The sequence below is a fragment of the Allobosea sp. 05T433 genome (assembly GCF_056396065.1).
On the sequence record NZ_JBFTKS010000005.1, the window covers coordinates 168,977 to 192,877 of the forward strand.

Sequence of the window (23,901 nt, forward strand, 5' to 3'; positions counted from 1 at the left end):
TGATGTCCCTTGAGCTCGCCCGGCTCTGTCAGGAGAAGAGCTGCTCCAGCTTGACCAGCGAACCTGTCCAGCCATGCACATGGCGGCCGGCCGCGGCCTCGTCGTAGAACTGCTCGTGAAGCAGCGTCAGGATGGTGACATCCCCGTCCGGCTTGAGGGTCACCGTCACGCGTGAGACGCGCTCCGGCGTCGAGATCCAGGCCCAGCTGAAGACGAGGCGCTCATTTTCGACGACCTCGTGATACTCGCCGGACACGTGATGCAATTGACCATCACTGCCGCGCATCGAGATGCGATAATGGCCGCCGACGCGCGCATCGATCTCCGCCTTCTCGGCCCGGACATTCTCCGGCCCGAACCAGCGCGCGAGCAGTTCCGGTTGCGTCCAGGCGCGGTAGACCTCCGCCGGCGTCGCATTGAGCCGCCGCTTCATCGTCAGGCTGGGCGCGGTCTCGACCTTCTTGTCCATGATTATCCTCCGGTCGATCGATCAGGTCTTGTCGCTGGTCTTGCATGGTGGCGCGCCGCGATCAGGCTCCCGATCCTTGCGCGGGCGGTTGAAATAGGCCTCGAGCGCATCGAGTTTCTCACGCCAGAAGCGCTCGTAGCGGCGCAGCCACCCCATAGCTTCCTCCATCGGTGCGGCGTTCAGGCGGCACGATACCGTGCGGCCTGTCTTTTCCCGCGTGATCAGCCCGGCATCCGACAGCACGTCGAGATGTTTCATGATGGCCGGCAGCGTGACCGGAAAGGGTCGCGCTAGGTCACTGACCGAGACGGAATCCACCCCTTCGAGCCGCGCCAGAAGCGCCCGCCGCGTCGGGTCGGCCAAAGCGGCAAAGGTGCGGTCGAGCGACGGCTCTTGATACTTAACCATTGAGTTAAGTTTAGGCATCGATTCAGGCAGCGTCAAGCGCTCGTGACCAAGGGGCAGGAGACGCGGCTACGAGGCGCCTACTCCATCCAGCGCCACGCCGGCACACTCAATCCGGCACATAGCGCCGGGACAGTTCGTTGCGATCGTCATAGGACGCTTCAAAGATGGATGCGGCCAGGGTGGCGCGTACGTGCAGGATTCCGGCGCCGACATTCCTGAAGCCATGGCGGGCGCCTGCCGGAATCAGCACCGACTGATTGGCCGTCACGGTCCGGGTCTCGTCGCGCAGGGTGATCTCGGCCGTGCCCTCGATCACTTCGAGCACCTCCTCGACGGCGTGGAGATGCATCGGCGCGCCCAGGCCGGGCTCGCAATATTGCTCGAAGATGCAGAGCTGCCGGCTCTCGACCCGTGCCGAAACGCGCATCAGCGTCCTCACCCCGTCGCGCCAGTGTTCCTGCGGCTGAGTGGCGTGATCGAGGATATCCATGGCGCTGCCTTCTTCCGCGGTCGGAGCACGCATTCAGTCGGACACGCCGTCGCGACCGGCAATGGTCATGCAGGTCGCCGTCATCATCGCGCAGAGCCTGGCCGCGCCGTCCTTCAGCGCGAAGACTTCGGCGGTCGCGAGCGTCAGGGTGCGGCCGGCCTTGACCACCCTGCCCTTCGCCACCAGCCGTTCGCCGGCAGCAGGCGCAAGAAGATTGATCTTGAACTCGGCAGTGAGGATGCCGGTGCCCGGCGGCATCATCGTCAGCGCCGCATAGCCTGCGGCGGAATCGGCGATGGTGGCGACCGCTCCGGCATGGACGAAGCCGTGCTGCTGGGTGAGATGGGCCGAGACCGGCAGCTCGATCTCGACCTCGCCAGGAGCGACACGAGCAAGCCGGGCGCCGAGCGTCGTCATGAAGGCCTGTTTGCCGAAACTCGCCTCGATGCGCCTGACCACGTCCGCATCTGGAAGCGACTGGTCGGGCACGGTCATGGCAGACTCCTATGCAGCGGCGGCCGCCTCTTCGTAGCGCGAGACATGGGCGACAGCCGCACGCAAATCCGCCAGCCCCGCTTCGCTTCCGACGCAATGCTCGGCGAGATGGCGGCGGAACTGGCGCGCCCCCCGGCGGCCCGGGAACAGCCCGACGAGATGACGGGTGAAGGCATGCAGCCGGCCACCCTTCTCGAGATGCGTCGCGATATGCGGTTCGAGCGCCTCCAGCATGGCGAAGGCATCGTCGACCGGAGCCGCCTCGCCAAAGAGCAGCGGGTCGACCTGCAGCAGCACCTCGGGATTTTGATAGGCCTCGCGGCCGATCATCACGCCGTCGAGATGCGCCAAGTGAGCCGGCCATTCCGTGGGAGCGCGGATGCCGCCATTGATCGCCACGATCAGGTCCGGATTTGCCGCCTTCAGACGATAGGCGCGCTCATAGTCGAGCGGCGGGATCTCGCGGTTTTCTTTCGGCGACAATCCCTGCAGCCAGGCCTTTCGGGCATGCACGATAAGGGCATCGACGCCGGAGGCGCGCACGCTGGCGGTCAGGGCATCGAGCGCTGCTTCCGGATCCTGATCATCGACGCCGATGCGGCATTTGACGGTGACGGCGACGGAGACCGCCGCCTTCATCGCCGCGACGCAGTCACCGACCAGCGCGGGCTCCCGCATCAGGCAGGCGCCAAAGGCCCCGCCCTGCACGCGGTCGGAGGGACAGCCGCAGTTCAGATTGATCTCGTCATAGCCGAAATCGGCGCCGATCTTCGCGGCCTCGGCCAGCAGGGCCGGATCATTGCCGCCGAGTTGCAAGGCAACGGGCTGCTCCATCGCGTCGAAGCCGATCAGGCGCTGCCGGTCGCCGCGGATCACCGCCTGCGCCGTCACCATCTCCGTATAGAGCCGCGCCCGGCGCGACATCAGGCGATGGATGACGCGGCAATGCCGGTCCGTCCAATCCATCATCGGTGCGACGGAGAATCGATATGACTGATAGTGCTGCATTTTATCCGGACATGGGCGGCGCGTGTTGAGCTTCACGCGCCCTTATACGCGAAACCAGGCAATTTTCGACCGGTTTTGCGCATGGGATTCAGCCCGGCGATCTGCCGCGCTCAAAACTGGAAGCGGAGCAGCCGGCCCATGCGCCCGAGAGGCGGAAAGGCGGAGAGGAAGAGGACCGTCAGACGGGCGGGCCAGGACATTCTGGCAATCTGGGCAGAGTCATAACCGCGCGGATCATAGGCGGTCAGGTCATTCCTGAGCTTCAGCCCGGGAATGCGGTCTTCAAGCTCGCGCGGCTCGTCGATGCTCCATAACAGCGTGGCGCCGGTCGCCCGCACCGCGCGGTGATGGCTGACAAGCCATAATCCGAACGGGCTGAAGGCATCGAAGGCCAGTTCGCCATGCCCGAAATGCGCAACCAGCCGTTTGATCAGCCGTGGCACGGCATCCGGTCGGAGATACATCAGCAGCCCCTCCGCAATGATCATTGTCGGCCGGCCCGAAGGCACGTCATCGAGCCAACCCGACTCCGTCACCGGGGAACCGATCAGGGTGTAACCCTGTCTTTCCGGATAGAGACGCCGGCGGAGCGCGACGACGTCGGGATAGTCCAGATCGAACCAGCGTACGCTCGGGGGCGGATCGATCCGGAAGACCCGGCTGTCGAGGCCGCAGCCGAGATGCAGCACCGTCGCATCGGGATGCCGCATGATGAAATCACTGGTCCAGCCATCGAAAATATGCGCCCGCATCGCCAGCGCGATCATGTCATCCCGGCTGACGCCCAGTTTCCGGAAGTCATAGTCGATCCGGCGGACCGCGCTCGCGGCGAAGCGATCATGCAGCAGGGAATCCCGCAGGCGGCTTTCCTCGCCCTTGGCGTAGAGGGTGATGAGGAGCGTTTCCCGCTCCCTGGTCAGGGTCACTTTCTCGGACAGCAATGACTCGGGATCAGTCTGCACTGGCCGCGCCATGTTTCGGGTGGTCTGGCTGCGCACCATTGGGCGATCCCGGATCACGTTGCTGGATCGATCGGCACGGGTCTCGGACGCTCCCTGAGCCCCTGGGCCCGCCGATCAGGGCCTGTGCAGCACCTGCGTATGTGCCGGCATGACTTCGTCCTCGAACAGCTCGGGATAGTTCTGCGCAATCCGGGGCAAGGCGTTGAGGATCTCGCGCAAATGCCTGCGCATCTCGCATTCGGCTCCATCGGCGTCTCCGGCCTCGATGGCATCGAGGATCGCAGCGTGTTGCGCAACGAGCAGCGGAACCGGCGAGGCACCGGGCAGCGACAGATAGCGGACGCGGTCAGTCTGGGCGCGAGCACCTTCGACGATGCGGGCGGCGTAGTCGCAATCGACGATCTCGGCCAGGGTCTGGTGGAAATTCTCGTCGAGCACGGCAAAGGCAGCGCGATCGGCGAGGGCAGACACCTCGCGCTGACGCTCGATCAGCCAGCGCAGCCGCATCACGTCGTCCTTGGTGATCAATGCGCTGGCCGCGCGCGCAATGGCACATTCCACCGCCTCGCGCACGAAGCGGGCATTGGCGATCGCCCGCATCGAAACCTTCATCACATAGGTGCCGCGGCTCGGCAGGACCTGCACGAGACCGGCTTCGGAGAGTTTGATGAAGGCCTCACGGACCGGCTGACGGCTGACGCCGAAGCGGCCGGCGATATCTTTTTCGGAGAGCGCCTCGCCGGGCCTGAGCTGCGTGGCAATAATCGCCTGCCGCAAGGACGAAACCAGTTGCGGAGCGATCGGATCCTTAAGGCGGAGGCTGGGTTCCATCGTCATGGGCAGAGCGTCCCGCTCATCCCCCATCCGTTGGTCTATCTAGCATACCGGTATGGTGGATGTCGCCATGCCCATACGTCGCAGGGGCCCGGCCGCCCAAAGGCGGCCGGGATCACTTCGGCATTCTATTTCTTGGCGCGGGCGACAATCTGCGTCGGGTTAACGAAGCGCAGCGCGATCACCAGCCAGATCAGCGTCGTGATCATGTAGATCACCGCCATGGCATCGATCGACTGCACGGCGCGGACGCCCGCAGCGAAGACCGCATAATAGAGGGCGACGACGAGTGTCTGGCTGGTCGGGCCTGCGGTCAGGAAGGTCAGCTCGAACATCGCGATCGTCCTGACCAGAACCAGCAGCAATGCAGCCAGAATGCCCGGCATCAGCAGGGGCAGCAGGACGTGAATGAAGAGCTTGAAGGTGTTCGCCCCGAAGACGCGGGCGGCCGCCTCGATCTTGGTGTCGATCTGCTCGATGAACGGGATCATCACCAGGATGACGAAGGGAACCGTCGGCACCAGATTGGCGAGCACGACACCCGACATGCCGCCGGCAAGACCGAGCTTGTAAAGCACCGTCGCGAGCGGGATGCCGAAGGTGATCGGGGGCACCAGCAACGGCAGCAGGAACAGCAGCATGACGAGCTTCTTGCCCGGGAAGTCCCGCCGCGCCAGCGCATAGGCGGCTGGAACGCCGAGCAGGCCCGAGAGGAACACGACCAGGAAGACGATCTGGAAGGTCACGCTCAGCACGTCGGAGAGCTGGAACTCGCTCCAGGCGGCCGAATACCAGCGCGTGGTCCAGCCGGCCGGCAGCCATGTGCCAAGCCAGCGGGTCGCGAAGGAACTGGTCACCACCGTCGCGATCATCGCGCCGAGATTGAGGATGAAGAAGCCGATGAGCGTCCAGTTGGCGGCAGCCCAGAGCTTGCTGGAGAGGCGGGTATCCTTGACCATGATCTCAGCCCTTCCCGCCACCGGCGGGGCCACGGTAGAGCATGCCGCGCGCGGCCAGCACGACGACGACAATGCTGAGCTGCACCACGCCCATGATCATCGCGACGGCAGACGCCATCGAATAATCATACTCCTCGAAGGCAGCCTGATAGGCCGCGATCGAGATGACGCGCGTCGGCCCGGCCGGCGCCCCCAGCAAGACCGCCGAGGGAAAGACCGAAAAGGCCTGCACGAAGCTGAGGCAGAAGGTGATCGCCAGACCCGGCAGCAGGAGCGGCAGCAGGATGTGCTTGAACCGTTCCCAGGGCCCGGCGCCCAGCGTCGCACCCGCCTGCTCGAGCGCCGGATCGACACCGGAGAGGTAGGACAGGGTCAGCAGGAAGGTGAAGGGGAAGCCGGTGATGACGAGTGAAATGCAGACGCCCCAGTAATTGTGCAGGAGTTTCACCGGCGTCGAGATCAGCCCGAGCGTCAGCAGGGTACGGTTAAACCAGCCCTGGGGGCCAAGATAATTCAACAGGCCCTGCGCGACGAGAACCGTGCCGAGCGTGATCGGGATCACGAGGATCGTGGTCAGCAGGCGCTGATGCTTCATCATCCGCACGCGGAAGGCGATCGGGATCGCCAGCAGAAGCGTCACGATCGTGACCGGCAGTGCCAGCCAGAGCGTCGTCGCGATCGTCCCGTACAGGAAGGAATCCGAGAAGAAGCGCGTGTAGTTCGCCAGCATCGGCCCGGTCTTGGGCGTGAAGGAGAGCACGAGCCCATAGAGGAACGGGTAGATGAACAGCGCCAAGAGGAAGAACACCGCTGGCAGAACCAGCAATGTCAGAGAATCGATGCCGCGTGCGGCGAGCCTCTGGCTGAGGGGGATGGATGTCGTCGCGCTCACGCCGCCCCCCCGAAAACCAGGACGCGATCGGGATCTGCCGCCAGAGTGACCTCGCCGCCCGGCGCGATGCGGTCATGCGCCAGGAAGGAGAGATCGGTTCCATCCGCCATGCGGGAGAAGCCGACGAATTCGCGACCGCGGAACTCGGTCGAGACGACGGACGCCTTGAGCCCGGCGCCCCCGGCAGTTGCGGGGTGAAGATCCTCCGGCCGGATCGCGAGCCAGGCCTGAGCACCGGGCGCCACCGCGCCACGCACCCGCCCGACGATCTTGGCGTCACCGACGGTGACGGTCGCACGCTCGCCCTCGACAGAGGCGACGCGACCGGCGACCTTGTTGCGGAAGCCCATGAACTCGGCGACATCGAGATGGTCGGGGCGGGAGAACAGGTCTTCCGGCCCACCGACCTGACGGACCTCGCCGTCACGCATCACGACGATGCGGTCGGCCAGCGACAACGCTTCTTCCTGGTCATGCGTGACGTAGATCGTGGTTGCGCCGAGCGTATTGTGGATGCGGCGGATCTCGGCGCGCATCTCGAGACGCAGCTTGGCATCGAGGTTGGAGAGCGGCTCGTCCATCAGCACGAGCGGCGGCTCGACGACGATGGCCCGGGCGATGGCGACACGCTGCTGCTGTCCGCCGGAGAGCTGGCCGGGCAGTTTTTCGGTCTGGCCCTGCAACCGGACCAGGGCTGCGGCTTCGCCGACACGCCGCTCGATCTCGGATTTCTGGACGCCGCGCATCTTCAGACCGAAGCCGATATTCCGCTTCACGCTCATATGCGGGAAGAGGGCGTAATTCTGGAACACCATGCCGAAGCCGCGCTCCTCGGGCCGCAGCGGGTCGATGCGCCGATCATCGAGCCAGATGCCGCCCCCCGTCGCCGGCAGAAGGCCCGCGATCAGGTTCAGCGTCGTCGACTTGCCGCAGCCCGACGGACCGAGAAGCGCGATGAACTCGCCCTTCTTGATCGTCAGCGACACGTCCTTGACGGCGTTGTGAGTGCCGAAGTCGCGGCTCAGATTGTCGAGCCGCAGCTCGCGGAAGTTCGCAGCGTGAATCGTCATTTAGGTCACGTCTTTGGAAAGCGGCTGATGGGTTCAGTCAGGAAATGTGACGGCGAAGCGAGCCGGCCGGAACCGGCTCGCTGTCGTTAGCGGGTTTCGTTCACTTGCGCTTGGCGCCGCCGACTTCCTCGTCCCAGCGGCGGAAGGCGAGCACCATCTGGTCGGGGTCGAGCGGCGTCTCGAGCGGAGCCTCGGCGATGAGCTTCTCGTATTCGGGGCGGCCGTATTCCTTGATCGCCGCCTGGCTATCGGCGGGCGCCATGTCGAGCGTCACGCCCTTCACCGCCGGACCCGGATAGAAATAGCCCTCGTCATAGGTGTAGGCCTGCTGCTCCTTGGTGAGCAGGAAGTTCATCAGGTCGAGCAGAACCGCGAGCTTCTCGTCAGAGACGCCCTTCGGGATGCACATGTAGTGCGCGTCGGTGACCCAATGGAATCCCTTGAGCGCGCCGACCTTGGCTTCCTTGGGCACGACGCCGAGCACGCGCGGGTTGATGTCCCAGCCCGTGGTCGTGACGGTCATGTCGCGGGAGCCTTCGCCGAGCTCCTTCATCACCGCACCCGTGCCGGCCGGGTAGTACTCGACGTTCTCGCCCAGCGCCTTGAGATAGGCCCAGGTCTTGTCCCAGCCCTTGACCGGGTCCTTCGGGTTCGAATCCCCGAGGATATAGGGCAGGCCCATGATCCAGGTCCGGCCGGGGCCCGAATTGGCGGGGCGCGCATAGAAGAAGCGGTTCTTGTTCTCGCGGGTATAGGCGAGCAGCTCCTCCGCCGTCGTCGGCACCTTCTTGACCTTGTCAGGCATGTACTCGAGCAGCGGCCCGGACGGATAATAGGTCACCACGACGCCCTGCCCGCTCGCGAGGCCCTGCATCTTGGCGGCACCTTCGAGATAGATCTCGTCGAGCTTCGGCAGCGAGCCTGCAAGCTGCGGCAACAGCGGCGTCCAAAGCTTCTGGTCGACACCGGCGGAAAGCGCATCGGTCCCGGTCAGCACCATGTCGATATCGACGCGGTTCGCTTCCTGCTGTGCCTTCAGCTTGCCGGGAAGCTCCGGCGCGGGCGCCTTGGTGAAGGTGATGCGCGAGACCAGGTTCGGCTTGGCCTTGCGGTAATTCTCAATGGCCTTCTGCGTCAGCGCCAGATTGCCGGCGACATCGACGACGGAAAGCGCGACCGGCGAGGTCGGCAGCTTGAGCTGCTGCGCGAAGGCGCCCGGCGCATAGGCCGCGGCACCGGCGAGACCTGCGACGCCGCCGAGAAATGTGCGCCGATTGATGCTGTCCTGGACCATGACTTCTCCCTTCGGTACGGATTTACCGCTTTTGGATTCTTAGACACCTTTCGGCATCAGCCTCGGCGAAGTTCACGTTGACGCCGCCTCGGATTGCCCGGTATCCTAGTATACTAGTGGACCAGAGCTTGGCAATGGGCAGCGCAGCGGCACGACAAAGCACAGACCAGATTCACCGCGCCTTGCGGGACGACGTCCTCAACGCGGTGCTCCTGCCGGGCGAGGCGATGTCGGAAGCGCGGATGGCCGTCCAGTTCGGGGTCAGCCGCACGCCCGTGCGCGAGGCCTTCAAGCGACTGGTCGACGAAGGTTTCCTGGTGGTCGTGCCGCAGGTCGGCACCTTCGTCGCGCCGATCGATCTGGCGGCAGTCTATGACAGCCAGTTCGTGCGCGAAACCTTGGAATGCCGCACTGTCACGCTGGCCGCGCAGCGGATCGACGATGCCGGGCGCGCCGCGCTGGAACGGCTGATCACCCAGCAGGAACAGGCGCTCGCAGTGGGCGATCGCGTTAATTTCTTCCGTGCTGACGAGGCCTTCCATGCCGAGCTCTCGCGGCTATCGGGCCACCCCTCGGTCTGGGGCCTGATCGAAGGCGTCAAGGCGCAGCTTGACCGCGTGCGCTGCCTGTCGCTCGAGGCCGCGTCCTGGCCCGGCATGATCATGGACCAGCATCGCGAGATCGCCGCGAAGGTCAGCGCCGGCGACGTGCTCGGCGCCGAGACGGCAATGCGGGCGCATCTGCGCACGGTGTTCGACGCCATCGAGGCGATCGCGCGCAATCATGTTGACGCCTTCGTCGCCAACACCCCGATCCGCAAGGCCTGAGCCGGCCGCATTCTCTGCATCACGACAAGAAACGACAAGGAAGGAACGCGACGATGGAACAAACTTGGCGCTGGTTCGGGCCGGACGATGTGGTGACGCTCGCCCAGGCACGGCAGGCGGGCGCGCAAGGCATCGTCAACGCGCTGCATCAGATTCCCTATGGCGTCGTCTGGAGCGTCGAGGAGATCGAGGCGCGCAAGGCGATCATCGAAAAGGACAAGAGCCTCGGCCTGCGCTGGTCCGTGGTCGAGAGCCTGCCGATCCATGAAAGCGTCAAGATCGGCGAAGGCGATCTCGAGCCGATCTTCGTCAACTACCGCCAGTCGCTGCGCAATCTCGCCGCCTGCGGCATCGAGGTGGTCTGCTACAACTTCATGCCGGTTCTCGACTGGACCCGGACCGAACTCGCCTGCCCCCTGCCCGGCGGCGGCACGGCGCTGCGCTTCAACCTGCATGAATATGTCGCCTTCGACCATTTCATGCTGGAGCGACCTGGCGCCGCCGACGGCCACTCTGCCGAGGTGATGGACCGGGCCAAGGCCTGGTTCGAGCGCTCGACCGAGGCCGATCGCGCCCGTCTGCTCGCCAATATCATGGCCGGGCTGCCCGGCGCCTATGATCGCTATGACGTGCCCGGCCTGAAGCGCATGCTCGCGCGCTATCATGAGATGAGCCATGACGGGTTGCGCGCCAATCTGAAGCGGTTCCTCGAGGCGGTGATCCCGACTGCGGAAGAGGTCGGGATTCGCATGTGCATTCACCCCGACGATCCGCCGCGCCCACTCTTCGGCCTGCCGCGCATCTGCTCGGACGAGAGCGACATCGCCTTCATACTCAGTGCGGTCGATACCCCGTCCAATGGCCTGACGCTGTGCTCGGGCTCGCTGGGGGCCAACCCAGGGAACGACGTGCCCGGAATCGCCCGGCGCTTCGCCGACCGGATCTGGTTCGCGCATCTGCGCAATGTCGCCAAGGATCCGGACGGCTCCTTCATGGAGGCAGAGCATCTCGGCGGCGACACCGACATGGTGGCGCTGGTCGATGTGCTGATGGTCGAGGAGCAGCGCCGCAAGGCCGCCGGCTGGCGCCATTGGCGCATCCCGATGCGGCCCGATCACGGCCATGAACTGCTCGACGATATCGGCAAGGGCAGCTTCCCGGGCTATCCGGCCGTCGGCCGCCTGCGCGGCCTCGCGGAGCTGCGCGGCGTGATGGCCACCCTGACCAGCCTGCGCGGCTACGACGCCTGATCAGGCCAGGGACGCTACTTAGGCCAGAAGACGCTGATCGGCGAGCTGCACCAGCTTGCCGCCAGCAATCGTCGCAACGACGCGCGGCTGCGGCGCATCCTCGACGATGATCAGATCCGCCCGCCTGCCCGGCGCAATGACGCCGCGATCGGCCAGGCCAAGGGCTTCCGCCGGGGCCTCGGAAACCAGCCTCCAGGCCTCGGGAAAGCTCGCCGTGCCGTTGCGCGCCAGCATGAAGGGCGCCAGCAGCAGCGCCGGATAATAGTAATCCGACGCCAGAATGGTGCAGAGCCGCTTGCCGACCATATCCTCGGCGGCCGGGCAGCCGGTATGCGAACCGCCGCGTACGACATTGGGCGCGCCGAACACCGTCGCCTCGTCATGCGCGACCGCCTCGCGCGCCGTCGCCTCATCCATCGGGAACTCCGCCACGGTCACGCCGAGCGAGCGATACCAACGCCGCATGTCCGGGCTCATGTCGTCATGCGAGAGCGTCGGAATGCCGGCGGCCAGCGAGGCCTTCGCCAGCCGCGCGACCGATTCCGGCACGTCGTCGCCGCGGTCATGGGCGTTCTGCGCCAGGGCCATGAAGTCGGCATGTGAGAGGCCGGTGCGCTCGACCATCTTGGCGACCTTGTCCGGCCGGGTCGTCTCCTTGAGGATCCCGCCGGTATGGTCGTTGAAGGCCAGCACTCCGACGCGCCCCGCCTGCAGCCACTCGATAATCTCGGCCTCGGCATCGAGGTTGAAGGTCTCGTGGCGCAAATGAAATCGGGTATCGGCCCCAAGTTCCGGCCCGAGCCGTGCAATCGCCTCGACCAGGCGCCGCGCATTACCGGCTCCGCGCAGGCCGGGTTCCCAGGACCAGGTGACGCCGTGGAAGGCCGTGGTGATACCGCAGCTCAGCATGGCGCGATCGGCATCGCGCAGAGCGAGATCGATATCGAACGACACGCGCGGTCGCGGCATGATGTGCCGCTCGAAGGCATCACCATGACAATCGACCATGCCCGGCAGGACGAGCAGGCCGGTGGCGTCCAGGCGCAAGGCGCCGGCAGGAGGAGACGCATCGAGCGCAGCGATGGACGATCCATCGGTGACGAGATCGGCACGGGTGAGCGCGGCGGTCAGAACTGTTCCGCCCGTGATATGAAGTGACACGCCCGCCTCCGCCGCAGCCCCTGGGAGGGCGCGCTTGACGGGTCAGCATGACGGCAGAATGACAAGCGGGCCGGTCAGGATGGCGTCCGGCCTTGTTCAACGCACCGAGACCGGCGACAACGTCATCGACCGGGCGGCCTTCCGCAAAGCCGGCATCGTCCACTGCGATCAGCAAGCGGCGGCATCGGCGAGGCGCAGGACGGTGACGCTCCGGCCCAGGATCATTTCAAGACCTCGGTCGCGGTGATGATGGAACGGGCGATGTCGACCAGCTTGCGCTTCTCGTTCATCGCGGTGCGGCGCATCAGGGCATAGGCCTCCGCTTCGGGGAGCCCTTTGAGGCGCATGACGATCCCCTTGGCATGATCGATCAGCGCGCGGTCGTCGCGCTGCGACCGCACCTCGTCCAGCCCCTCGCGCAGCTTCGAGGCAGCGTCGAAGCGACTGATGCAGGCCTGGAGGATCGGCTTGAGCGCCGCCCGGTTCAGCCCGTCGACGGCATAGACCGCGACCCCTGCCTCGACGGCCGCCTCGATCAAGGMCGGATCCGGCGGCTCGACGAACAGGGTGACCGGCCGCTTCGGGCGCTGGCTGACCAAAAATGCCTCAGCCAGCGCATGATGGTCGGGGCTCGCGAGATCGATCACGACTACATCGGGGTCATGTGACTCAACGCTAGTGACTTGCCCGTTTGTCGCACCGATTTGGACGAGATCGGTAAAGCCCGCCTCGCGCAAGCCCTCGTCGAGAATGGCAGCCCGGACCGGGTTGGCGTCGACGATCAGAATTTTCAACGCAGGTGTCATGAGCCACGACGCCTAACGCAGTGAGGATAAGGCCCGTCCTCAGCCCGACAGGATTGCGACACCTGCCAGAATGAAACCACCACCGGCGATGCGGGCAAGCTGCGGCATCCGCACCGCAAGCTGGCCCGCAAGAAGCAAGCCTACTCCATGCAGGGCAGATGTCGCGATCACAAAGCCGATCGCATAGCTCACACCGCTGGCATCCTCCGGCATCTCGGCGCCATGGGCAAAGCCGTGGAAGATCGCGAAGATCCCGCAGGCAAGGGCGCCGGCAGCGAGCGGCGGCGCGAGATTGAGTGCGATGGCAAGCCCGAGGATGACGATGGAAAAGGCGATACCGACCTCCGCGCCTGGAAGCGGTCCGCCGGACATCGCCCAGAGCCCGGCCAGCGCCATGGCCGAAACGAAGGTGACGGGGTAGGCGATGCGCGCCCTGCCACCGACGAGCCCGGCCCAGAGGCCGACCGCGATCATCGCCAGCGCATGATCCAACCCGGTGAGCGGATGCTGCAGCCCGTGAACGAGACCATCTACGGAGCCCACTCCGGTATGGGCAAGGGCGGGTGCCGCCATCATCGTCACGAGCGACGCCAGGGCGCCCGTCAACCGCGTCAGCATGTTCGCCTCCTCTATCCCGGGGCGATCGCCTTCAGGCCGCCCACGGTCTCGATGAAATCCACCACCGCATCGACGCCCTCGCCCTCCCGCGTATTGGTGAAGACGAAGGGTCGCTTGCCCCGCATGGTTCTTGAGTCCCGGTCCATCACAGCAAGATCCGCGCCAACATGCGGAGCGAGATCGGTCTTGTTGATGACGAGCAGGTCCGAGCGGGTGATGCCCGGGCCGCCCTTGCGCGGGATCTTCTCGCCGGCTGCGACATCGATCACGTAGATCGTCAGATCGGCGAGTTCGGGCGAGAAGGTCGCCGCCAGATTATCTCCGCCGGACTCGATCAGGATCAGGTCGAGCGCGGGAAATTTGCCGCGCATTTCGTCGACCGCGGCGAGGTTGATCGAACAATCCTCGCGGATCGCGGTATGCGGGCAGCCGCCGGTCTCGACGCCCATGATGCGCTCCTCGGGCAGAGCCCCTGCGACGGTCAGGAGACGCGCATCCTCCTTGGTGTAGATGTCATTGGTGATGGCGCAGAGATCGTAACGATCGCGCATGCGCTTGCAGAGCACCTCCATCAGGGCGGTCTTGCCGGAACCGACCGGGCCGCCGATGCCGACGCGCAAGGGGCCGTGGGGAGAGCGGGTCATGAGCGGAACAGCCTCGAATACTGGGTTTCGTGGCGCAGGGACGCAAGGTCCGAGCGCAGCGCGCAGCCGCCGAGATCAGCGAGCGTCGCGGTTTCCGCGCGCGTGGCAGCCGCATGCAAGGACGGCACCAGCCCAGCCGTAATCCTCTGCCCGTCGGTCTGTCCGATGACGCCGAGCCTGACCGAGGCCGAAACCAGATTGGCGACGAAGGCGAGGCTGTAAGCTTCCAGGGCCGGGCGCAGCGGCACGTCATGGCCGCTGGCGGCGGACGCGACCGCAATGGGATAGGCGACGTCGCCCTCCCAGGCAGCGCGGAGCCGATCAAATGCCGCGCAGGGCCAGGCGGCGCGAACGGCCGCGACGAACGCATTGCCCTGCGTCACCGTTTCCAGCCGCCGCTCCGCGGAGTTCGCCAGCGCCAGGGCCAGCTCCGCCACCTCGCTCAGCGCCGCGCCGTCCTCAGCCCCGAGGGCGTTGTAGGCGCACGTGAACAGGACGAGGTCGTTATGGAGGGAGCCGTGGCCGACGAGCGCCTCGAGCCAATCGCGAAGCGTGTCGGCATTGGTGAGGTCGCCGGCCTCGAAGGCCCATTCCAGCCCATGCGAATAGGCAAAAGCGCCGACCGGGAAGGACGGCGAAAGCCAGACCATCAACCGCAGATGGACGTGCGACATCAGCCCTCAATGGTCGTGCTTGTGACCCTTGTGCGCGTGTTCGGCGCCATGATGGTGGCCGTCGTCATGCTTGTGATCATGATCGCCATGGCCGTGGTCGTGGCCACAGCCGCAATCCGCACCGTGGGCATGCGCATGGGCGTGGGCATGGTTCGCGTGATCATCACGCTTGTTCTCGTGGTGGTCGTGGCCATGGTGATCGTGAGCATGATCATGGCCGGCGTGAGCGTGCCCCTTCTCGTGATGACCGTGGCCGTGATCGTGCCCGCAGCCGCAGGATGCGTCATGCGCGTGATCGTGATCATGACCGCGTTCATGGTCGTGGGCGTGACCGTGATCATAGGCGCCGCGCTCAGGCTGGAACGGACGTTCGACCACGCTCATGGCGCAGCCCTGGCCACGGACCATCTCGGCGAGGACGTGGTCGTTCTCGATATAGATGGCGTCCGCCGTGATCTCCGCGGGCGTGTGCCGGTTGCCGATATGCCAGGCGACGCGCATCAGCCGCAGCGGGTTCTCGGCCCGCACTTCGAGCAGGCTCTGCGCAGCGGCCCTGACCAGGACCAGGCCGCCGTCTTCGAGTTTCACGGCATCGCCATCGTTCAGAACCGTCGGTTTGTCGAGATCGAGCAGGATCTCGCGCCCGCCATCGCCTTTCAGCGCGATGCGGCGGCGATTGCGGTCCTCGTGGTCGAGCGTCAGGGTCTCGACGACCTTGTCCTGCTTGACCGCGGCCTTGCGGACGACGGAGGTGGCGCGCAGCATGATGGTACCCGTGACAACGAAATGGATCAGAGGCGATCGACCGATCGCGGCTCGACCACTTCGATCACCGGAGGCGTCGTGACGCAAGCCCCCGCGATCTCGAGGAACGCCTGAAGATGCGGCTGCTGCAGGTGGCGGTCGATATGCTCGCGCTGCTCCCAGCTCTCCACCGACACGAAATACCCGGGCTCCGTAATGCTCTCATGCATGTCATAGGCGAGACAGCCATGTTCGCGACGTGTCGCGGCGATACAGTCTTGCGCCGCAGCGACAAAGGCTGCGCGGGTTTCCGGGCGGATGCGCGCCCGCGCAATGACGATAACCGGATCCGACATACCGCGTTCTCCTCTCGTGCCTGAGGGCGCTTCACCCGCCCAGAGAGAATACGCACGTTTCGGCGGGCTGGATGCAGCCGCCGCGCCCTCTGCAGCAGAATGGCGCAGAGGGTCCGGATGCGTGGGATGCGCTTGCGAAGGCGAGGAGCCGGATTTCGCCGCCCTTACCGTGGCCGCGCCTTCACCTCGGTGTCGAACTTCTTCAACAGGCGCGAGCGTTCGGCCGGACTGCCCCAGCGCGGTGTATCGTAGTCGATCAGCTTGATCTCCGAGAACTTTGGCGCGTCGGGAGAGAGTTCGGCGCTCCTGTTCGACGGGATCGAGTTGATCTTGAGCTTGGCGTTGATGTTCTGCGCCTCGGGCGAGAGCGTGAAATCGATGAAACGGCGCGCCGCCTCGGCATTCCTGCCGCCCTTGATGATCGAAACCGAGCCGGTCTCGTAGCCCGTGCCTTCGCAGGGCGCGACGGTCTGGATCGGCGCCCCCTGCAGCTTCTGCGTCAGCATGTCGTGGATGAAGGCGATGCCGATCGCCGTCTCGCCCAGCGCCGTCGCCTTGACCGGTGCAATGCCGGACTTGGTGTACTGATTGATGTTCTTGTGCAGGGCCTTGAGATAGTCGAAGCCCTTCTCCTCGCCGAGGCGCTGCACGGTGGTCGCGAGGAAGACGTAAGCCGTGCCGGACGAGCTCGGGTCGGCAATCTGGACCTCGTCGCGATAGGCCGGGTCGAGCAGGTCTGCCCAGCATTTCGGCTCGGGCAGGCCCTTCTTCTTCAGCATCTCGGTGTTGTAGCCGACGCCAAGCGCGCCGAGATAAATGCCGGAGGTGCGGAATTTCGACTGCTCGGCATGGCGCTGTGCCCAATCATGCAGCTCGGCGAGCTTGGGCGAACGATACTCGTCGAGCAGCCCCTCCTCCGCCGCCTGCAGATGCGGCTCACCGGGGCCGCCCCACCAGACATCGCCACGCGGATTGGAGGCTTCCGCCTTGACCTGCGCATAGACCTCGCCCGTGCTCTTGCGCACCATCGAGACCTTGATGCCGGTGGCGCGCTCGAACATCGTCGCGCCCTCACGACACTGTTCTTCGAGAATCGAGCAATAGACTGTGACCTGCCCCTGCGCCGCAGCGGGCTGATAGGAGGCCAGAAGCGCAGCGCTGGCGAGCCAGAACGACGCCTGGCGAGCGAAACGGAAACCGGACACGAGCTCTCTCCCTGGCAAACTTGTCTGCCTGACAAATTCATTTGCCGACGAAGAAAGGATGCGCGAGCGGGCTAGTCAATACGGAAGCGGCGCGCGCCCATGCGGTCCACAGCCCCGGGCGCCACTCAATCGCTCAGAACAGGAAATAGCGCTGCGCCAGCGGCAGCTCGCTGGCAGGTTCGCAAACCAGCAACTCGCCATCCGCCACCACCGCATAGGTTTCCGGATCAATCCGGATGTCGGGCGTCGCGTCGTTGTGGATCATGCTCTTCTTGGAGATGCCGCCACGCGTGTTCTCGACCGCGACCATCTCCTTGTCCGTACCGAGGCGGGACTTGAGGCCACTCGCCAGCGCGGCCTGCGAGACGAAGACCAGCGATGTCGTGGTCACGGCCTTGCCGAAGGCGCCGAACATCGGGCGGTAATGCACCGGCTGCGGCGTCGGAATCGATGCGTTGGGATCGCCCATGGGCGCAGCCGCGATCATGCCACCCTTGAGGACGAGATCGGGCTTGGCGCCGAAGAAGGCCGGCGACCAGAGCACGAGATCGGCTAGCTTGCCGATCTCGATCGAGCCGATATGGCGCGAGATGCCATGCGCGATCGCCGGATTGATCGTGTATTTCGCGACATAGCGCTTGGCGCGGAAATTATCGGCGCCGGTGCCGGCGTCCTGTGGCAGCGGACCGCGCTGCACCTTCATCTTGTGCGCGGTCTGCCAGGTCCGGGTCACGACCTCGCCGATGCGCCCCATGGCCTGGCTATCCGAGGACATCATCGAGAGCGCGCCGAGATCGTGCAGGATGTCCTCGGCCGCGATCGTCTCCTTGCGGATGCGGCTTTCGGCGAAGGCGAGATCCTCGGGGATAGAGGGCGAGAGGTGATGGCAGACCATGAGCATGTCGAGATGCTCGTCGAGCGTGTTGACCGTGAAGGGCCGCGTCGGATTGGTCGACGACGGCAGCACATTGGGCAGGCCCGCCACCTTCATGATGTCGGGCGCATGGCCGCCGCCGGCCCCCTCGGTGTGGAAGGCGTGGATGGTGCGGCCCTTGAAGGCCGCGATCGTGTCCTCGACGAAACCGCTCTCGTTCAGCGTGTCGGTGTGGATCATCACCTGGATGTCGTAGTCGTCGGCGACGGAGAGGCAGTTGTCGATCGCGGCCGGTGTCGTACCCCAGTCTTCATGCAGCTTCAGCGCGCAGGCGCCGGCCTCGATCATCTCCGTCAACGCGCCCGGCAGCGCGGCATTGCCCTTGCCGGCAAAGGCGAGGTTCATCGGGAAGGCGTCGGCCGCCCTGATCATCTGGCCGAGATGCCAGGGGCCGGGCGTGCAGGTCGTCGCGAGCGTGCCATGGGCCGGGCCGGTGCCGCCGCCCAGCATCGTGGTGAGGCCGCTCATCAGCGCGTCCTCGATCTGCTGCGGACAGATATAGTGGATATGGCTGTCGAAGCCGCCGGCGGTGATGATCTTGCCTTCGCCGGCAATGACCTCGGTTCCGGGGCCGACAATAATGGTCTCGGACGGATTGAAGTTTCCGAACCCGTTCTGGATATCTGGATTGCCGGCCTTGCCGATGGCGCAGATGCGCCCGGCCCGGATACCGATATCGGCCTTGACGATGCCCCAATGGTCGAGGATCAGCGCGTTGGTGACGACGGTATCGACCGCACCAGCGGCATTGCTGACCTGGCTCTGGCCCATGCCGTCGCGGATGACCTTACCGCCGCCGAACTTCACCTCCTCGCCATAGGTGGTGAAATCCTTCTCGACCTTGATGACGAGTTCGGTATCGCCGAGGCGCACCGTATCGCCGGTCGTCGGGCCGAACATGGCGGCATAGGCATTGCGCGGAAAGGGAAAGGGCATCTCGAAGTCCCTGGTCGGTTCTTGCGACGTGTTAGCAATTCTCAGGCCGATGCATCCGGCTCCGATTTGGGCTGCCGGTCCTCAGCGCGCCGCTTCGTCTTGGCCTTCGCACCCGCGGGCTTGCGGCGGCGGGTAGCGCGCAGGCTCTCCTCCTGCAGCATCTCGAGCTGGACCTGCTGGATCTCGGCCAGGCGCTGCCATTGCCGGGTGATCAGATGGTCGATCTTCTCGTGCAGATGGCGGATCTCGAGTTCGGCCTTGAGGTTGACCTGATAGTCGTTGAACGAGCGCAGACGGTCCTTCTGCTCCTGCCGCTTCTGGCTCATCATGATGATCGGAGCCTGGATCGCCGCGATGCAGGAGAGGACGAGGTTCAGCAGGATGAAGGGATAGGGGTCGAAGGCATTGTCCATCCCTTCCACGACATTGATCATCATCCAGATCGCCAGCACGACGCCAAAGCTGATCAGGAAGGCCCAGGAGCCGCCGAAGCCGGCGAGACCGTCGGAGAGGCGCTGCCCTACCGTGCGATGCTCCTCGAAATCGTCCTCGACATTCGCCGCGATGGTGTCCTGCTTGGCGATGCTTTCGACGACTTCACGGTCGAGCTCCGTGTACTCGCCATGCTCCTCACGCAGGATTTCCTCGACATAGCGCGTGCGGTAGCGCGCGAGCTCCGCCTTGCTGATCAGGCTCTGCTCGGTAAGCTGCGGGAAGTCGGACTGGATGCGCTCGGCCAGGGAAGGACGCAGCGTGGCAAGCGGGACAAGGTTCTTGCGGCTGGTCTCGACACCCGAAATGGCGCAGGTCCCGCGCTTCTTTCCGTTCGCGGCCAGTTGTTGTGACGATTTCTCTGCGATCGCGGTCATCGGCACTCTCACCCCGCACCGGCATCGGTCTCGCTAGAGCTTACCCATGATCTCCTGCCGGAAGCCATAGACCTCGCGCTTGCCGCCGAGCGCCACGAGCCTGACCTCGCGGGTCTGGCCGGGCTCGAAGCGCACAGCCGTTCCCGCCGGAATATCGAGCCGAAAGCCCCTCGCCTTCTCGCGTTCGAAGGAGAGCGCGGGATTCGCCTCGAAGAAATGATAGTGGGAGCCGATCTGGATCGGCCGGTCACCGGTATTGGCAACCGCGAGCATCAGGCTCTCGCGACCTTCATTGAGAATGAGGTCGCCGGGTAGCGTCGTCACTTCGCCGGGCTTCAGGCGCCCGGCCGAGCCGCGGATCGGCTCATGCACGGTGACGAGCTTGGTCCCGTCTGGAAAGGTCGCCTCGACCTGCACGTCATGGATCAGCTCGGCGATGCCGTCCATGACCTGGTCGGCCGAGATCACATGCGCGCCTGCCTCCATCAGCTCGGCGACAGAACGACCGTCGCGCGCACCCTCGACCACGAAATCGGTGATGAGCGCAACGGCCTCCGGATAGTTGAGCTTGACGCCGCGCTCCAGCCTTCGCCGCGCCACCATGGCAGCCATGGCGACGAGCAGCTTGTCCTTTTCGCGCGGCGTCAGGTTCATGCCTTTTCCTTCTCGTCTTCCTCGTCCTCTTCGGACTCGTCTTCCGAGGTCTCGACCTCTTCGTCGTCCTCGTCTTCCGCCTCGTCCTCATCGAGGTCGAGATCGGCGTATTCATAGGCGAAGACGATCTCGCTGGTGGCGGGATCGAAGCTGCTCGTGGTGGATTCCTCGAAGGCCTCGATCAGCATCTCGGCATCATCAGGCCCGTCGACGTCGAAGCGACGCGTGACGGTTTCCCCCTCGTCGGCGAGGGCGAGCTCGACCGCCCAGCCCCGCGAGCCGGTGTCATAAATGCATTTCAGGCCTTGGATCGCCAGCATGGTGCTCTCCTCACGTGGACCATGTGCGCGGCAGCGCACGCCCCGTGACATGCCGAAGCAGCATGACGAGGGCGCGACGGAGCGCCTGGGCATCGCGGGAGAGAAGGCGAATGACGAGAAGGCCGGAGACGAGCCCGGCCCCGGCCTCGACGCTGACACAGGCGGGATCCTCGGCAAGCAGCGCACGAAGCTCATCGAGCCTGGCAGGATGCTCCGGGCCGGCGGCGATCACGGTTGCGACGGCCCGCGCCCCGGCGGCAATGGCAGGCCGCTCCAGCGTGGCGGCGACCGCGCCGTCAAGGCGAAGCTCGTCGGCGAAAATCAGGCGGCCGTCGCGGCGGATGCGCCAGCGATCGTGAATGGCACCGCGCTGCATCGTCTCGCCCATGGCGATGCGGCCGAAGACGATCGATTCACAGGCGACGAGGCGGGCGTCGGTGGCGAGGTCAATCGTCAGATTCCGGGCGAGGCGAGCGCCCGAAAACAGGATGCTCTCCTGCGGCAGCCAGGCGAGGCTCGCCCCGGCAGCAACCGAGAGATGGGTCTCGACCCGCGTGTCAGCGCCCTGGCTGCGATAAATCTTCTCGGCCGCCTGCGTGGTGATGACCGCCTCGGCCTGCGCCTCGATGACGGCATCGACCCGCATCGCGTCGCCACCGGCCATGCCGCCGCCGGTGTTGATCAGCACGGCCTCGCAGGTTGAGGCGAAGGTGTCGGGGAAGCGGGCGCGGTAGCCGCCGGACTCGGCGAGCTCGAGCCGGCGCGTCACTTCGCCGACCCTGGCGAAACGCAGGCGCACGCCGCCATTGGCCCGAACATAGGCCGGCAACAGCGGATCGGCAGAGGCCGGAAGCGGCGGCGCGAACATCGAAGGCCCTGGCGCGAATGAACCTTCAGCCATTCTCCGCCTGCGGCCTCGCCGGGCAAGAGGTGGCGCCGTCAGCGCCGCCCAAATTTCAGGCAGGCGCTGCCCGTTCCACGGGCGCCGCTTCAGCCGGGGCCGGTCTCGATCAGGAAGCGCATCACCTCGCCGCGCGTCGGCGCGCCGGCGCGACCGCCAAAGCGCGTGCATTTGATCGCAGCGGCCGCCGAGGCGAAGCGGATGGCGCTGCGCTCGTCCTGTTCCTCGGCCAGCGCCAGCGCAAAAGCCCCATGCCAGACATCCCCTGCGCCAAGCGTGTCGACGGTCTCGACCGCGAAGGCCGGCAGATGCGCGACTTCGCCATTTTCGATGAAGAGCACCCCTTCCTTGCCGAGCGTGACGGCAAGCCAGGTCGCTGCACCCTGCCCGACCCGGGCGAGGCCAAGGCGCGGATCCTCCTCCCCCGAAACCTCACGCAAGGCCTGGGCGCTGAAGGCGACATGGCTTGCGGTCGCCACGAGATCGGGATGAGGCGGCCTACGGTCGCCATCGAGCAGGCCCGGAATACCGGCCTGGCGCGCAAGCCTCAGCGCCGCGAGCGCTCCTTCGCCCCAGCGCGTATCGGCGAGCACCGCCTTCGCCCCATCCGGCAGGGTTTTCGGGAGCCACTCGGCGCTCTCCGGCATCGCCGGATCGGAATAGGAGACGACCATGCGTTCGCCAGCGGCATCGACAAGAATGGCTGAAACCGGTGAGCGCAACCCCACGGCGCGCAAGGCAAAGCGGGTATTGACGCCCTCGTCTGCGAGCTCAGCCACGATCTCGTCGCCGACACGATCGTCCGCGAGCCGGGTCGCCAGCCAGGATTGACCGCCAAGCCGCGCGATGGCGACCGCGGCATTGCCGGCGCAGCCGCCACCGACCACCGCCAGATCGCGTGAGCGATATTTCTCGCCACGCGTCGGCATGGTCTCGACGCTGTAGACATAGTCGAGGGTTGCGATGCCGAGACTGAAGACGCCGGCCATGGATTTCAACCGCTGAAGCGATATTCGCTGACCTGCCGGTAGACCTCGCCGGGGCGCAGCACGGTCGTGGGAAAATGCGGCAGATTGGGTGAGTCCGGCACGTGCTGGGGTTCCAGCGCGATGCCGGCATTCGGACCATAGGGCTGGCCATCGAGCCCCGCCACGGCAGTGTTGAGCTTGAAGCCGTCATAGACCTGGAGCGCCGGCTCCGTCGTCCAGAGTTGCATCGCGAGCCCACTGCGCAACGAGCGCAAGATCGCGGCATGGGCGAGCGTCAGCCCGGCGAGCGCGCTCGGCTCACACTGGTCGCGGAGGAGGACATAGTCGTGATCGAACCAGAAGCGCGTGCCGTCGGGGTTTGCGAAGCGGACCGCGCGCGGCTTGCGAAAATCGAAGGGCGTGCCGGCAACCGGAACGAGCGATCCGTCCGGGATCAGGTCGGCATCGACCGGCGTCATCAGATTGGCGCGGACCTCGAGCTCGTGGTCGAGAATGTCGGGACCATCATCGAGCTTGAAATAGGAGTGATGCGCGAGATTGACGATCGTCGGCGCATCGGTGGTGGCGGTGAGTTCGATGCGCAGCGTTGCTGCCCCGACAAGGCTGTAGCGGCACCAGAGATTCAGCGCACCGGGATAGCCGGCATCACCGTCAGGCGAGACCAGGGCCAGCGTCACGCTTGCCGCGTCATGATGCAGGATCGTCCAGGGCCGCTTGCCAAAGCCCTGCCCGCCACCATGGAGCGAATGCCGGCCGTTCTCGTTCAGAGGCAACTGATAGGTCTTGCCGTCGAGCGTGAAGCGCCCGCCGCCAATGCGGTTGGCGAAGCGTCCGGCGATCGCGCCCATATGCGAGGCGTGCTGGGGATAATCGGCGGGATCGGCGAGCCCGAGTACGACACGCTGCGGCTGGCCGCTCGTCAGCGGCACGCGCAGATCGCGCAGCGTCGCGCCCCAGTCCATGACACGCGCCTCGGCCCCACCGGGCGAGCGAAGCACGATGTCGTGGATCGGCGTGCCGTCCGAAAGGGTCGCGGCGATAGCAGGCTTGGTCATGGGCATCACACCACCAGCAAGGAAACGCGGCCGAAGCCGCGCCCTCTCGTGCCCGATTTCATCGCCGTGCTCAACGG

At 65.6% G+C, this 23,901-nt stretch carries 28 protein-coding genes; 2 read left to right on the forward strand and 26 right to left on the reverse strand.

Going from position 1 to position 23,901, the window contains the following annotated elements; all coding sequences use genetic code 11:
- Positions 1 to 28 precede the first annotated feature (28 nt).
- From AC1DGP_RS08940 to AC1DGP_RS08990, 11 genes are all read right to left on the reverse strand, one after another.
- Complete coding sequence (locus AC1DGP_RS08940) at positions 29 to 469, reverse strand: SRPBCC family protein (RefSeq protein WP_441506587.1); 441 nt, start codon at positions 467 to 469, stop codon at positions 29 to 31.
- 21 nt (positions 470 to 490) lie between these two features.
- Positions 491 to 913, reverse strand: a complete 423-nt coding sequence (locus tag AC1DGP_RS08945; protein ID WP_441506588.1) for an ArsR/SmtB family transcription factor — start codon at positions 911 to 913, stop codon at positions 491 to 493.
- A 70-nt stretch (positions 914 to 983) separates the two neighbouring features.
- Complete coding sequence (locus tag AC1DGP_RS08950) at positions 984 to 1,367, reverse strand: cupin domain-containing protein (RefSeq protein WP_441489182.1); 384 nt, start codon at positions 1,365 to 1,367, stop codon at positions 984 to 986.
- 33 nt (positions 1,368 to 1,400) lie between these two features.
- Positions 1,401 to 1,862, reverse strand: a complete 462-nt coding sequence (locus AC1DGP_RS08955) for a PaaI family thioesterase (RefSeq protein WP_441506589.1) — start codon at positions 1,860 to 1,862, stop codon at positions 1,401 to 1,403.
- A 9-nt stretch (positions 1,863 to 1,871) separates the two neighbouring features.
- Positions 1,872 to 2,870, reverse strand: coding sequence for a tRNA dihydrouridine(20/20a) synthase DusA (dusA, locus tag AC1DGP_RS08960; RefSeq protein ID WP_441506590.1), 999 nt, complete (start codon positions 2,868 to 2,870; stop codon positions 1,872 to 1,874).
- A gap of 110 nt (positions 2,871 to 2,980) precedes the next feature.
- Positions 2,981 to 3,871: a class I SAM-dependent methyltransferase gene (locus AC1DGP_RS08965; RefSeq protein ID WP_441506591.1), complete on the reverse strand. Its 891-nt coding sequence runs from the start codon at positions 3,869 to 3,871 to the stop codon at positions 2,981 to 2,983.
- A gap of 75 nt (positions 3,872 to 3,946) precedes the next feature.
- Positions 3,947 to 4,669 (reverse strand): GntR family transcriptional regulator, encoded by a 723-nt coding sequence (locus AC1DGP_RS08970; protein ID WP_441489178.1) that lies wholly within the window; start codon positions 4,667 to 4,669, stop codon positions 3,947 to 3,949.
- A 125-nt stretch (positions 4,670 to 4,794) separates the two neighbouring features.
- Positions 4,795 to 5,625 (reverse strand): ABC transporter permease, encoded by an 831-nt coding sequence (locus tag AC1DGP_RS08975; RefSeq protein WP_069882107.1) that lies wholly within the window; start codon positions 5,623 to 5,625, stop codon positions 4,795 to 4,797.
- Between the two features lie 4 nt (positions 5,626 to 5,629).
- Complete coding sequence (locus tag AC1DGP_RS08980; RefSeq protein ID WP_441478761.1) at positions 5,630 to 6,517, reverse strand: ABC transporter permease; 888 nt, start codon at positions 6,515 to 6,517, stop codon at positions 5,630 to 5,632.
- Complete coding sequence (locus AC1DGP_RS08985; RefSeq protein ID WP_441489177.1) at positions 6,514 to 7,587, reverse strand: ABC transporter ATP-binding protein; 1,074 nt, start codon at positions 7,585 to 7,587, stop codon at positions 6,514 to 6,516. The genes AC1DGP_RS08980 and AC1DGP_RS08985 overlap by 4 nt, the downstream gene beginning before the upstream one ends.
- A 100-nt stretch (positions 7,588 to 7,687) precedes the next feature.
- The gene (locus AC1DGP_RS08990) at positions 7,688 to 8,881 is read right to left on the reverse strand and encodes an ABC transporter substrate-binding protein (RefSeq protein WP_441489176.1); all 1,194 of its coding nucleotides are present in this window, start codon (positions 8,879 to 8,881) and stop codon (positions 7,688 to 7,690) included.
- Between the two features lie 134 nt (positions 8,882 to 9,015).
- On the opposite strand from AC1DGP_RS08990, the gene AC1DGP_RS08995 reads away from it, so the two are divergent.
- Together AC1DGP_RS08995 and uxuA are read left to right on the forward strand one after the other, a co-directional pair.
- A complete protein-coding gene (locus tag AC1DGP_RS08995; protein ID WP_441506592.1) occupies positions 9,016 to 9,708 on the forward strand; it encodes a GntR family transcriptional regulator in 693 nt (230 codons plus the stop codon).
- Between the two features lie 53 nt (positions 9,709 to 9,761).
- A complete protein-coding gene (gene uxuA / locus AC1DGP_RS09000) occupies positions 9,762 to 10,958 on the forward strand; it encodes a mannonate dehydratase (RefSeq protein ID WP_441506593.1) in 1,197 nt (398 codons plus the stop codon).
- A gap of 18 nt (positions 10,959 to 10,976) precedes the next feature.
- On the opposite strand, the gene AC1DGP_RS09005 is transcribed toward uxuA, so the two are convergent.
- The 15 genes from AC1DGP_RS09005 to AC1DGP_RS09075 all read right to left on the reverse strand — a co-directional run bounded on the left by AC1DGP_RS09005 (position 10,977) and on the right by AC1DGP_RS09075 (position 23,824).
- Entirely contained in the window at positions 10,977 to 12,119 is a 1,143-nt protein-coding gene (locus tag AC1DGP_RS09005) for an alpha-D-ribose 1-methylphosphonate 5-triphosphate diphosphatase (protein ID WP_441506594.1), read from the reverse strand.
- Between the two features lie 221 nt (positions 12,120 to 12,340).
- Positions 12,341 to 12,925: an ANTAR domain-containing response regulator gene (locus AC1DGP_RS09010; protein ID WP_476832019.1), complete on the reverse strand. Its 585-nt coding sequence runs from the start codon at positions 12,923 to 12,925 to the stop codon at positions 12,341 to 12,343.
- A 39-nt stretch (positions 12,926 to 12,964) separates the two neighbouring features.
- Positions 12,965 to 13,543, reverse strand: a complete 579-nt coding sequence (locus AC1DGP_RS09015) for a HupE/UreJ family protein (protein WP_441506596.1) — start codon at positions 13,541 to 13,543, stop codon at positions 12,965 to 12,967.
- A gap of 11 nt (positions 13,544 to 13,554) precedes the next feature.
- Positions 13,555 to 14,187: an urease accessory protein UreG gene (gene ureG / locus AC1DGP_RS09020; protein ID WP_441506597.1), complete on the reverse strand. Its 633-nt coding sequence runs from the start codon at positions 14,185 to 14,187 to the stop codon at positions 13,555 to 13,557.
- Positions 14,184 to 14,861 carry an urease accessory protein UreF gene (locus AC1DGP_RS09025; RefSeq protein ID WP_441506598.1) on the reverse strand — a complete coding sequence of 226 codons (678 nt, stop codon included), beginning with the start codon at positions 14,859 to 14,861 and terminating at the stop codon, positions 14,184 to 14,186. The genes ureG and AC1DGP_RS09025 overlap by 4 nt, the downstream gene beginning before the upstream one ends.
- Positions 14,862 to 14,867: 6 nt before the next feature.
- Complete coding sequence (gene ureE / locus AC1DGP_RS09030; RefSeq protein WP_441506599.1) at positions 14,868 to 15,626, reverse strand: urease accessory protein UreE; 759 nt, start codon at positions 15,624 to 15,626, stop codon at positions 14,868 to 14,870.
- A gap of 26 nt (positions 15,627 to 15,652) precedes the next feature.
- On the reverse strand, positions 15,653 to 15,961 hold the full coding sequence (locus AC1DGP_RS09035) for a putative quinol monooxygenase (RefSeq protein ID WP_113514657.1): 309 nt from the start codon (positions 15,959 to 15,961) through the stop codon (positions 15,653 to 15,655).
- 164 nt (positions 15,962 to 16,125) lie between these two features.
- Positions 16,126 to 17,166, reverse strand: coding sequence for an ABC transporter substrate-binding protein (locus tag AC1DGP_RS09040; RefSeq protein ID WP_476832020.1), 1,041 nt, complete (start codon positions 17,164 to 17,166; stop codon positions 16,126 to 16,128).
- Between the two features lie 133 nt (positions 17,167 to 17,299).
- Positions 17,300 to 19,036, reverse strand: a complete 1,737-nt coding sequence (gene ureC, locus AC1DGP_RS09045) for an urease subunit alpha (RefSeq protein ID WP_441506601.1) — start codon at positions 19,034 to 19,036, stop codon at positions 17,300 to 17,302.
- A 41-nt stretch (positions 19,037 to 19,077) separates the two neighbouring features.
- Positions 19,078 to 19,905, reverse strand: a complete 828-nt coding sequence (locus tag AC1DGP_RS09050) for a DUF1003 domain-containing protein (RefSeq protein WP_441506602.1) — start codon at positions 19,903 to 19,905, stop codon at positions 19,078 to 19,080.
- Positions 19,906 to 19,938: 33 nt separating this feature from the next.
- Positions 19,939 to 20,559 carry an urease subunit gamma gene (locus tag AC1DGP_RS09055; RefSeq protein ID WP_113514651.1) on the reverse strand — a complete coding sequence of 207 codons (621 nt, stop codon included), beginning with the start codon at positions 20,557 to 20,559 and terminating at the stop codon, positions 19,939 to 19,941.
- Positions 20,556 to 20,879, reverse strand: a complete 324-nt coding sequence (locus AC1DGP_RS09060) for a hypothetical protein (protein WP_441506603.1) — start codon at positions 20,877 to 20,879, stop codon at positions 20,556 to 20,558. Before AC1DGP_RS09060 ends, AC1DGP_RS09055 begins: the two co-directional genes overlap by 4 nt.
- Before the next feature lie 10 nt (positions 20,880 to 20,889).
- Positions 20,890 to 21,780, reverse strand: a complete 891-nt coding sequence (locus AC1DGP_RS09065) for an urease accessory protein UreD (protein WP_441506604.1) — start codon at positions 21,778 to 21,780, stop codon at positions 20,890 to 20,892.
- Between the two features lie 89 nt (positions 21,781 to 21,869).
- Positions 21,870 to 22,769 (reverse strand): PfkB family carbohydrate kinase, encoded by a 900-nt coding sequence (locus AC1DGP_RS09070; protein ID WP_476770115.1) that lies wholly within the window; start codon positions 22,767 to 22,769, stop codon positions 21,870 to 21,872.
- Between the two features lie 5 nt (positions 22,770 to 22,774).
- Positions 22,775 to 23,824 (reverse strand): aldose epimerase family protein, encoded by a 1,050-nt coding sequence (locus tag AC1DGP_RS09075; protein WP_441506606.1) that lies wholly within the window; start codon positions 23,822 to 23,824, stop codon positions 22,775 to 22,777.
- Between the last annotated feature and the right edge of the window lie 77 nt (positions 23,825 to 23,901).

Coding starts and splice junctions, on each gene's coding strand:
- AC1DGP_RS08940 (WP_441506587.1), bottom strand. CDS start 469: ATGGACAAGAAGGTCGAGACCGCGCCCAGCCTGACGATGAAGCGGCGG.
- AC1DGP_RS08950 (WP_441489182.1), bottom strand. CDS start 1,367: ATGGATATCCTCGATCACGCCACTCAGCCGCAGGAACACTGGCGCGAC.
- AC1DGP_RS08955 (WP_441506589.1), bottom strand. CDS start 1,862: ATGACCGTGCCCGACCAGTCGCTTCCAGATGCGGACGTGGTCAGGCGC.
- dusA (WP_441506590.1), bottom strand. CDS start 2,870: ATGCAGCACTATCAGTCATATCGATTCTCCGTCGCACCGATGATGGAT.
- AC1DGP_RS08965 (WP_441506591.1), bottom strand. CDS start 3,871: ATGGTGCGCAGCCAGACCACCCGAAACATGGCGCGGCCAGTGCAGACT.
- AC1DGP_RS08970 (WP_441489178.1), bottom strand. CDS start 4,669: ATGACGATGGAACCCAGCCTCCGCCTTAAGGATCCGATCGCTCCGCAA.
- AC1DGP_RS08975 (WP_069882107.1), bottom strand. CDS start 5,625: ATGGTCAAGGATACCCGCCTCTCCAGCAAGCTCTGGGCTGCCGCCAAC.
- AC1DGP_RS08985 (WP_441489177.1), bottom strand. CDS start 7,587: ATGACGATTCACGCTGCGAACTTCCGCGAGCTGCGGCTCGACAATCTG.
- AC1DGP_RS08990 (WP_441489176.1), bottom strand. CDS start 8,881: ATGGTCCAGGACAGCATCAATCGGCGCACATTTCTCGGCGGCGTCGCA.
- AC1DGP_RS08995 (WP_441506592.1), top strand. CDS start 9,016: ATGGGCAGCGCAGCGGCACGACAAAGCACAGACCAGATTCACCGCGCC.
- uxuA (WP_441506593.1), top strand. CDS start 9,762: ATGGAACAAACTTGGCGCTGGTTCGGGCCGGACGATGTGGTGACGCTC.
- AC1DGP_RS09015 (WP_441506596.1), bottom strand. CDS start 13,543: ATGCTGACGCGGTTGACGGGCGCCCTGGCGTCGCTCGTGACGATGATG.
- ureG (WP_441506597.1), bottom strand. CDS start 14,187: ATGACCCGCTCTCCCCACGGCCCCTTGCGCGTCGGCATCGGCGGCCCG.
- AC1DGP_RS09025 (WP_441506598.1), bottom strand. CDS start 14,861: ATGTCGCACGTCCATCTGCGGTTGATGGTCTGGCTTTCGCCGTCCTTC.
- ureE (WP_441506599.1), bottom strand. CDS start 15,626: ATGCTGCGCGCCACCTCCGTCGTCCGCAAGGCCGCGGTCAAGCAGGAC.
- AC1DGP_RS09035 (WP_113514657.1), bottom strand. CDS start 15,961: ATGTCGGATCCGGTTATCGTCATTGCGCGGGCGCGCATCCGCCCGGAA.
- ureC (WP_441506601.1), bottom strand. CDS start 19,036: ATGCCCTTTCCCTTTCCGCGCAATGCCTATGCCGCCATGTTCGGCCCG.
- AC1DGP_RS09050 (WP_441506602.1), bottom strand. CDS start 19,905: ATGACCGCGATCGCAGAGAAATCGTCACAACAACTGGCCGCGAACGGA.
- AC1DGP_RS09055 (WP_113514651.1), bottom strand. CDS start 20,559: ATGAACCTGACGCCGCGCGAAAAGGACAAGCTGCTCGTCGCCATGGCT.
- AC1DGP_RS09060 (WP_441506603.1), bottom strand. CDS start 20,879: ATGCTGGCGATCCAAGGCCTGAAATGCATTTATGACACCGGCTCGCGG.
- AC1DGP_RS09065 (WP_441506604.1), bottom strand. CDS start 21,780: ATGGCTGAAGGTTCATTCGCGCCAGGGCCTTCGATGTTCGCGCCGCCG.
- AC1DGP_RS09070 (WP_476770115.1), bottom strand. CDS start 22,769: ATGGCCGGCGTCTTCAGTCTCGGCATCGCAACCCTCGACTATGTCTAC.
- AC1DGP_RS09075 (WP_441506606.1), bottom strand. CDS start 23,824: ATGACCAAGCCTGCTATCGCCGCGACCCTTTCGGACGGCACGCCGATC.